6 protein-coding genes and 1 pseudogene are annotated in these 9,044 nt (G+C 61.5%); 3 read left to right on the top strand and 4 right to left on the bottom strand.

All coding sequences use genetic code 11. From position 1 onward, the window contains the following. Positions 1 to 120: 120 nt before the first annotated feature. From amrA to rimO, 4 genes are all read right to left on the bottom strand, one after another. Positions 121 to 675: an AmmeMemoRadiSam system protein A gene (amrA, locus tag ACY69P_RS10615; RefSeq protein ID WP_462327449.1), complete on the bottom strand. Its 555-nt coding sequence runs from the start codon at positions 673 to 675 to the stop codon at positions 121 to 123. 166 nt (positions 676 to 841) lie between these two features. Further along, entirely contained in the window at positions 842 to 1,729 is an 888-nt protein-coding gene (gene sppA / locus ACY69P_RS10610; RefSeq protein ID WP_462327448.1) for a signal peptide peptidase SppA, read from the bottom strand. Continuing rightward, entirely contained in the window at positions 1,713 to 3,449 is a 1,737-nt protein-coding gene (locus ACY69P_RS10605; protein ID WP_459900569.1) for a 30S ribosomal protein S1, read from the bottom strand. Before ACY69P_RS10605 ends, sppA begins: the two co-directional genes overlap by 17 nt. Positions 3,450 to 3,937: 488 nt before the next feature. Then, complete coding sequence (rimO, locus tag ACY69P_RS10600; protein ID WP_462327447.1) at positions 3,938 to 5,239, bottom strand: 30S ribosomal protein S12 methylthiotransferase RimO; 1,302 nt, start codon at positions 5,237 to 5,239, stop codon at positions 3,938 to 3,940. Positions 5,240 to 5,417: 178 nt separating this feature from the next. Between rimO and ACY69P_RS10595 the strand changes: the two genes are divergently transcribed. The 3 genes and pseudogenes from ACY69P_RS10595 to glmS form a co-directional block, all read left to right on the top strand. Next, a complete protein-coding gene (locus tag ACY69P_RS10595; protein WP_462327446.1) occupies positions 5,418 to 6,914 on the top strand; it encodes a two-component system sensor histidine kinase NtrB in 1,497 nt (498 codons plus the stop codon). A 70-nt stretch (positions 6,915 to 6,984) separates the two neighbouring features. Further along, positions 6,985 to 7,575: pseudogene (locus ACY69P_RS10590) on the top strand (XTP/dITP diphosphatase); the annotation flags it as partial. Between the two features lie 109 nt (positions 7,576 to 7,684). Continuing rightward, the coding region (gene glmS / locus ACY69P_RS10585; RefSeq protein WP_462327445.1) for a glutamine--fructose-6-phosphate transaminase (isomerizing) at positions 7,685 to 9,044 on the top strand (1,360 nt) is incomplete at its 3' end.

Genomic DNA, 9,044 nt, shown 5'->3' with positions numbered 1-9,044 from the left:
ACCCTTGAGCCGCCGGAGGCTCTCTTTATTTCTTTGCCCCTTCGTCCTTTCAGGCCGAACGAGCTAAGAGCAAAAGCCGCCGGAGACCAAAAAAGGGTGGCATCACCACCCCTTGAGACCTCAAAAGACTTCGGCTTGGAACCAGAAGATATTGGCGTCTTGTTTGGTCCATGCGTCTGGAGGCAGTCCGGCTTTGTTGCAGGTGTGTTGGAGGAAGGTCTGGCGGTCCCATCCCCATTCGACGGGCACTTGAGGGAGGAGCAGGCCGGAGCGTCCGGCGTGCTGGATGAGCAGGCCGTGTGTGCCGACGCGGATGCGTTCTGGGTCCGGGCAGAGGGTGAGGGGGCTGAGGATGGAGATTTCTATGGAGACGGTGTCGAATTCTTCGTTGGTGAGCGGGGGAAAGCGCGGGTCGTTAAAAGCGGCTTGCAGGGCCATGGCGTGAATGGTGTCCCACAGGGGCTTGTCGCCGATGACGTGGCCGATGCAGCCGCGCAGCTGGCTATCAATGGTGAGGGTGACGAATGCGCCGAGGTGTTCGGTAAGGCGATGTGTCGGCGCGTCGCCGGGAGCGAAGTCGGCGCCGCTGAGGTGGCTGGCGATGGTTTTGCGCACAAGGTCCTTGAGGGCGCGCTTTTCATCGTCTGTGAGGCTGAATTGGAATGTGTCTGACATGTGGGTGCCTCCGGTGGCGTTTCGTGGCGGACAGGGCGCGAGAGGGCGCTGTGGAGGCGATGATAGCAGGGGCGGGGGAGGCTGGTCTAGGGGTGCAGGTTTGGGGGCGCTGGTTTGGCGGGGGCGGCGCGTGCCCTGCACCACGCTGGGCGCAGGGCGCGGCCAACTAGCGGATAACGAGGCCGGGTTCGACGGCGTCGCTTGAGATCGTGATATTGATGTTGCTGAGAATTTCGCGCAGGTAGGAGGTCTTCTCCTTTGGCTGCTCGACGAGGGCGACGGGTTCGGTGATGCCGCAGATGGATTTGAGTTCATCCACGGCGTCTTCCATGCCGCCGAGTTTGTCCACAAGGCCAAGCTGGAGGGCTTGGCGGCCTGTGAGGGCGCGTCCGTCGGCGATGGCCTGCACGTCTTTGATGTCCATATTCCGGCCTTCGGCGACGGCGGCAACGAACTGCTGGTGCATGTCGTTGACGATAGCCATGAGGTAGTCGCGTTCGGCTTTGGTCATGGGCTTGAAGGGGGAGCCTGCGCCTTTGAGTTTGCCACTGGCGAGGCTTTGGCGTTTGACCCCTATTTTTTCCATCAGGTCCTGCACGTTGGAGAGTTGCATGATGACGCCGATGGACCCGGTGAGGGTGGAGGGGTTGGCGACGATGATGTCGGCGGGTGCGGCGGCGTAGTATCCGCCGGAGGCCGCGACCGAGCTCATGGAGACCACCACGGGTTTGTATGTGGCCAGACGGCCGACGGCCCGGGAGATTTCCTGCGAGGGGGCGACAGCGCCGCCGGGTGAGTTGATGCGCAGAAGGACGCCTTTGATGTTGTCGTCTTCGCGCAGGGTGCGGATCCATGTATTGGTCCGCTCCGCGTCCGTAATCATGCCGTCAATGCGGACGAGGCCGAGGCTTTCGTCGGTTGCGGCGCGTCTCCCGTCACCCAGCCACATGCGAAAAGCGGCCGTGACCCCCGCAAAGAGGATCACGGCCGCCACTATCAGCGTGAAGCCGAAGATGAAGGGATGCTTCTGAGAGAAGTTACTTCTTGTCTGCATCCTCGAATTCAGCCCTCAGCAGGTCGCCCAGGTTGGTGCCTGCGGTTTCGCCGGAGTTGGAACGGAACTCCTTAGGAGCACTCTTCCGATCCTCTTCGGTCTTGAGCTGCTTGATGGACAGGCCGAGGCGGCGTTCGTCTGCGGAGACGTGGATGACCTTGGCCTGAATGGCGACGCCTTCCTTGAACATTTCAGAGGGAGACTTCACCTTCTTGCGGCTGATCTCGGAGACGTGGACCAGACCTTCGATGCCTTCCTCGACCTCTACAAAGAGACCGAAGTCGGTGATGTTGGTCACAGTGCCTTCGATGATGGTGCCTTCGGGGTAGCGATCCGGAACCATGAGCCACGGATCTTCAGCGAGCTGCTTCACACCGAGGGTGAACTTCTCAGCGTCCTTGTCGACGGTGAGAACCTTGGCCTGAACGGTGTCGCCCACCTTGTACAGCTCATTGGGGTGACGGATCTTCTTGGTCCAAGAGATGTCGGACACGTGAATGAGGCCGTCGATGCCGTCTTCGATGCCGATGAACATACCGAATTCGGTGATGTTCTTGATGGTGCCCTCAAGGATGGTTCCTTCGGGGTACTTTTCGGCAACGAGATCCCAAGGATTGGGATTGACCTGCTTCATACCCAGGGAGATGCGCTTCTTGTCGGGGTCGACACCCAGGATGACCACGTCGACTTCGTCGCCGGTGTGGACCATCTGGGAGGGATGACGGAGCTTGCGGGTCCAGGACATCTCGGAGATGTGCACCAGGCCTTCCACGCCTTCTTCCAGCTCGACGAATGCGCCGTAGTCCACCAGGTTGGTGATGCGGCCATTGAAGCGTTCGCCTTCGGGGTACTTGGTTTCGATGCTTTCCCACGGGTCGGGCACGAGCTGCTTCATACCCAGGGAAACCTTCTGGTTGTCCTTGTCGAAATTCAGGACCTTCAGCTCAAGCTCGTCGCCCAGGGAGACCATTTCCTTGGGGTGCTTGATGCGGCGCCAGGACATATCGGTGATATGCAGCAGACCGTCGAGGCCGCCGAGGTCGACGAACACGCCGTATTCGGTGATGTTCTTGACCTTGCCCTTGAGCACCTGTCCTTCTTCCAGAGTGCCGAGGAGTTCCTGGCGCTTGGTTTCGCGCTCTTCTTCGAGGAGCACGCGGCGGGACACGATGACGTTCGAGCGGCGGCGGTTGATCTTCAGAATGCGGAAATCGAATTCCTGATCCACCAGGGCGTCCATGTCGGGGACGGGACGCAGGTCAACGTGGGAGCCGGGCAAGAAGGCCTCGATGCCACCCAGGTCCACAGTGTAACCACCCTTGATGCGGCGGATAATGCGGCCCTTGATGGTGTCGTTCTTCTCCTGAATCTCTTCGATGGTATCGAAGAGCTGCATGCGCTTGGCCTTCTCACGGGAGAGGATGATGGTGCCTTCGGACTCGTTCTTACGAACGACGTAGACATCCACCTTTTCGCCCACGGAGACGGTGACGGTACCGTCAGCATCCAGGAACTCGGAAGTGGGGATTTGTCCTTCGGACTTGAAGTTGACGTCCACGAGGACGTTGTCCTCGTCAACCTTGACAACTTCGCCGGGGACGATGCTGCCCTCCCCAAGATCGCCGCAATCGGCGATGGGAAGGTACTGTTCCAGAGCATCCTCAAAGCTGACTTCGTCGGCAGACAGGATGTTTTCCATTTCTTCGGTCGTTGCTACCATGTGTTACCTCCAACAACAATAATCCGCGCTACGTATCAGACCCGTGCCCCGCATGCAAGCCAAATATTTTCTCCGCTCGTGCGGGAAAGGTGCGGGAGGCCCGGTGCGATGCATGCCGGGCTGGTCTGATTACTGGGCAGTCTTGAGTGTATAGTTGATTGGTCGCGCCGCGTCCATAACATGGAAGTGCATTTTGGTGAAATGCATTGCCCTTGGTGAGTCCGTGGCACTGTATACCGTTGCCCATTTCCGCTTTTGGCGGCGAGATGCGGGCGTTGATATGCAGTCTTCCCGGGCTGGTGCACGTTGGGCCATGTTTGGGGCGGGGCGAGACGCAGGCCGCGAGAAAAAATTTCCCCCGGCATAACAAAAACGCACCAGAAACGGCATGCGCGAGGTCGCGCCGCCGTCTGGTGCGGTGTTCGATTGGTCTGAGGGGCGCAGGGGCGCCTGATGCAGTCCGGATGGTGAAATGTGTATCCTTCATTCTAGGCGAGGGCTACGAGGTCGTAGTCCTGCGCCTCCTCAATGCTGGCACGGATGAGCCGCCCGGAGGCGACGTCCGGCCCTGAAATATACGTGATGCCGTCCACTTCGGGCGCTTGGAACCACACGCGGCCCTCATACAGTCCTTCCCACTCGGGGTGGGGGCGGTCCACCAGCACGTCCATGTCCAGCCCTTCGTGGCTGGCAAGAAGCTCTGCGCTGATGTCCTGCTGCACGGCCATGAGTTCATTGCGCCGCGCTTCAATAACGTCCGCCGGAACTTTGCCGGGCAGGTCGTGGGCGCGGGTTCCTTCTTCGTCGCAGAAGCCAAACACGCCAAGATGCGTGAATTTGGCCTCGCGGACTAAGTCCACAAGCGCCGCAAAGTGCGCATCCGTTTCGCCGGGGTACCCTACAATGATGGATGTACGCAAGGCCGCAGAGGGGAAATACTTGCGAACGCGCTCCAAAACAATGCGCGGATCACGCGCGAAAGGGCGCCCCATGCTTTGCAAAATGTCCTGATGCGAGTGCTGAAGCGGAATATCAAAATAGGGCAGCAGCGGACGTCCCGCGTCCTTCATAAACGACAGGAGGCGGTCCGTGAGGCCGCCGGGGTACAGATACATGGGACGCAGCCACTTGAGGCCGTCGATGGGAAGCAGACGCTCCAGCAGGGGGATAAGCCCATCCTTGTGCCCAAGGTCCATGCCGTAGGCCGTCAGGTCCTGCGCCACAAGGACGAGTTCGGGAACGCCTGCGGCGACAAGCTCGCGCGCCTCGCGTTCCAAAACATCCAACGGACGGCTGGCAAGGCGGCCGCGCAGGCTGGGGATGGTGCAGAACGAGCAGGCGTGGTTGCAGCCCTCGCTCACCTTCATATAGGCAAAGGACGGCCCTGTGGACAGCGCGCGCTCGTAGGGCGCGGGCTCATAGACCGGGCGGCCAAGGGCCTTGGCGATGGCTTCGGGCCAGTGGTCGGTCTCCAGCGTCTTGAGCCACAGGTCCACCTCGGGAATTTCCGGGATGAGCTCGTCGTGGTAGCGGCTGACAAGGCAGCCCGCCACGGCAAGCACGGGACGCGGGTCCATGTCCGCGATGTCGCCGGCCAGTTCGAGGATGGTCTCGACGGATTCCTTCACTGCCGGAGCAATGAAACCGCAGGTATTGATGAGCACCACGTCGGCCCCGCGCGGGGACTCCGCGGGCACAAAGGCTGGGTCGAAGCTGGCAAGCATGCGCTCGGTGTCCACACGGTTTTTGGGGCAGCCGAGGCTTATGGAATAGATGCGTACGGGGTTCATTAACGTCCTTCTTGGATGGGGTGCGGTCTGGCGCGGCGGTGCCGTGCGTTTCCGCTAGCAGCGTCGTACCCTACTTGAAGTTGCCTTACAAGCCGCGTACAACCAGAAATGAGTCAGAGCGTGCACTGTGGAGCGAGCAACATGCCCGGAATCCTGTGGAATCGACGCCGGAGGCCCTATGCATCCCAATTTTCGCCCGAGCGGGGGGGAGGATTACAAAGTCGCCATTGTGGGAACGGGTGCGCCGTTCTCCTTCCTTATTGATGCGCTGGAACGCAGCGGCAAGGGCGGACGGGCCGGGCGGTCCCTGTTTGCCGCCGTGATTGCCCCCGGGCTTGCCGGGCCGGAGGCCGCGCGCCTGAATGCGCTGGGGCTGGATGTTTTCCCGGATGCCACGGCCATGTTCCGCACGCATGGCGATGTGAACCTTGTCTTTGACCTGCGCACCGATGATGAAGCCGTGGACGACACCCTGCCCGGGGTGCCCATGGAGGTGCCCGTCATCGCCATGCCCACGGCGTCGCTGCTCATCGAGATTGTCACAGGCATGCCGCCGCCCGGCGGCAGTGGCGTGCGGCGCTCCCACTCGCGCGAACTTCTCAATACCATAATAAACGAAATGGAAGAGGACATCCTGCTGCTGGACCCCAGCGGCCGTGTGCAGGATATGAACCGCAACGTCTTCGAGCGCCATGGTTTGGCCAAGGCCGACTTTATTGGCCGCCATTGCCGGGAGATTGAGGCCGCGGGGTTTTGCCAGCGCGGGGAGGATTTGTGCCCGTTTCAGGAGACCCTGCGGACGGGGCAGAAGGCCGAGGCCGTGCACACCCGCGTGGATGAGACGGGCCGGGTGCTCTACTACCGCGTGTATACCTATCCCGTGCTGTCGCGCGATGGCGAACTGACCCACGTGGTGGAGGTGCGCCGCGACATTACGGACCGCACGCATACGGAGCAGCAGTTGCTGCAGGCCCAGAAGATGGCCGCCCTTGGCGAGCTGTCCACCTACGCGGCGCATGAAATCCGCAATCCGCTCTTTGCCATCGGCGGGTTTGCCAATTCCCTGCTGCGTTCCACCAATTTATCGGAGCGCGAGCGCGAGAAGGTGAACATTATCCTCAAGGAGTCGCGGCGGCTTGAGGAAATCCTCAAGAGCATGCTGAATTTTGCGCGCCCGACGGACGGCGCCAGCGCCGTGGTGGACGTCAACGAGGTGGTCACCGACGCGGTGAATCTGATGCGCCATGGCTATGAACAGCACGGCATCACGTTGCAGACGGAGCTGGACTCCGGCATCGCCAACGCGCAGGGCACGCCGGAGCTTATTAAGCAGTGCCTCATCAATATGCTGAAAAATTCCATGGAATCCATGCACGAGAGTGGGTGGGTGTCTGTGGTGACGCGCATGTCCGGACGCTGGGTGGAGCTGATAGTACGGGACAATGGTCCCGGCATCCCGGTGGAGATGCAGAACAAGGTCTTTAATCCGTTTTTTAGCACCAAGGACAAAGGCTCCGGCCTTGGGCTGGCCATGACGCGCAAGATTGTGGACGACCTTGGCGGCAAGCTTTTGCTTGAGAGTACGCCCGGCTCAGGCACCAGCATTACCATGCGCCTTGTGCCTGTGGCCGCCGTGGAGGACCCGCTGCTGGACGAGGAGCCACTGCCGGAGTAAGGGAGGGAAGTCCCGCCGCAGGTGGCGGGCCCAACCCCAAAAGACACCGGAAGTTCAGAAGGAGGGCGTCTTGAGCGCTGTTGTATTGGCTACCCGCAACACAGGAAAAATTGCTGAGCTGTCGCAGATGCTTGAGGGCTTTCAGCTTGAAGTGAAAGGATTGGACGATTTCCCGGAAATAGGTGAAATCGAAGAGACGGGCGTAACCTTTGAGGAAAACGCCCGCATAAAAGCCAAGACCGTGGCCGAGGCCACCGGGCTTGTTGCCGTGGCAGACGACTCCGGCCTTGAGGTGGACGCCCTTGATGGCGCCCCGGGAGTCTATTCCGCCCGCTACAGCGGCGAGGACGCCACGGACGAAAAGAATAATGCCAAACTGCTGGACGCCCTGTCCGGCGTACCCACCGAGCGCCGCACCGCGCGGTTTCGGTGCGTTATGCTGGCCTATGCCCCGGGCGGCGAAGAGCTTGCCGCATCCGGCGCGTGGGAAGGGCACATCGGCGAAGGGCCGCGCGGCACCAACGGATTCGGGTACGACCCGCTTTTCGTGGATGCGGACAGCGGCAAGCACTCCGCCGAGCTTTCGTCCCAGCAAAAGAACGCCCGAAGCCACAGGGGCAAGGCCCTGCGGCAGCTTCTGGCGGATTGGCCCGCATTCTGGGCCAAGGTGAGCGCCTCAGCCGCCACGCCGGGAGCGATTCGACAGAAACGAGCGCGCCGGACCGTATGGTCCGGCGCTTCCTTCGGACGCCAACAACGGAATCGCGAATATGTGTGGAATCATCGGATATTCCGGTCACAGACCTGCTGTGCCCGTGCTTGTGGAAGGACTCCGCCGCCTTGAATACCGGGGGTACGACTCCGCCGGTGTGGCGTATATTGAAAATAACGAACTGACGCTCCTGCGCGCCGAGGGCAAGCTCTCCGCCCTGGAGACCAAAGTTGCCGGGTGCAGCCATCATATGGCGACCTCGGGCATTGGGCATACCCGCTGGGCCACCCATGGCGTGCCTGTGGAACGCAACGCCCACCCCCACCGGGATAACTCCGGCGAGCTCGCCCTCATCCATAACGGCATCATTGAGAACTATCAGGAGCAGCGCCAGTGGCTGTCCGAGCGGGGCTATACCTTTGCCTCGGAGACGGACACCGAAGTGCTGGTGAACCTTATCGCCGAGGGGCGAAAGCACACGGAGACGCTCCAGAAGGCCCTGAGCTGGGCGCTGGAGCGCGTGGAAGGTGCCTACGCCATTGCGCTGATGAGCATCCACGAGCCGGGCACCATCTATGCCGCGCGCCAGGCCAGCCCGCTGGTCTTTGGCAAGGGCATTGGCGAAAACTTTGTTGCGTCGGACATCCCGGCCTTTTTGCCCTACACGCGGGAAGTGGTCTTCCTTGAGGACGGCGAGATGGTCACCCTGACGCCCTCCAGCTGGGAGGTCTGCGACGCACGCACCCTCGCCCCCATTGAAAAAGAGGTGCACACCATCACGTGGGATGTGCAGGCGGCCCAGAAGGGCGGCTACAAGCACTTTATGCTCAAGGAAATCTCCGAGCAGCCCAAGGTGGTGGCGGATTGCCTGACCGGGCGCGTGGACGCGGCGTCCAAGGCCGTGACCCTGTCCGAACTGGAGGGCACCACGCCGCCCAAGCGTCTGCATATTCTGGCCTGCGGCACGTCCTACCACGCGGGGCTGTGGGGCATGAATCTTATCGAGTCGTGGGCGCGCATTCCGGTGCGCGTGGAAATCGCCTCGGAGTTCCGCTACCGCGACTTGCTCCTTGACGAGGACGACGTGGTGCTGGCCATCAGCCAGTCCGGCGAAACCGCCGATACCCTTGCGGGCATGCGCCGCGCCAAGGAGATGGGCGCAACGGTCATCGGGCTGTGCAATGTGGTCGGCTCTTCGGTCTCCCGCGAGGCGGACCACGTCATCTACACGCAGGCCGGTCCGGAAATCAGCGTGGCGTCCACCAAGGCGCTGTGCAGTCAGATGACGCTGCTGTTGCTGTTGGCCCTGCATTGGGGCCGCCAGAAGGGCACCCTCTCCGCCGAGGTGGAGGAACGCGCCGTGGCCGGCGTGATGGGCATTCCGGGCATTTTGGAAGCCGAATTGCCGCGTATGCGTG

It is taken from the genome of Desulfobaculum sp. (assembly GCF_054921475.1).
Note: the sequence above shows the minus strand (reverse complement) of the source record. Positions and strands in the feature narration are given on the sequence as shown.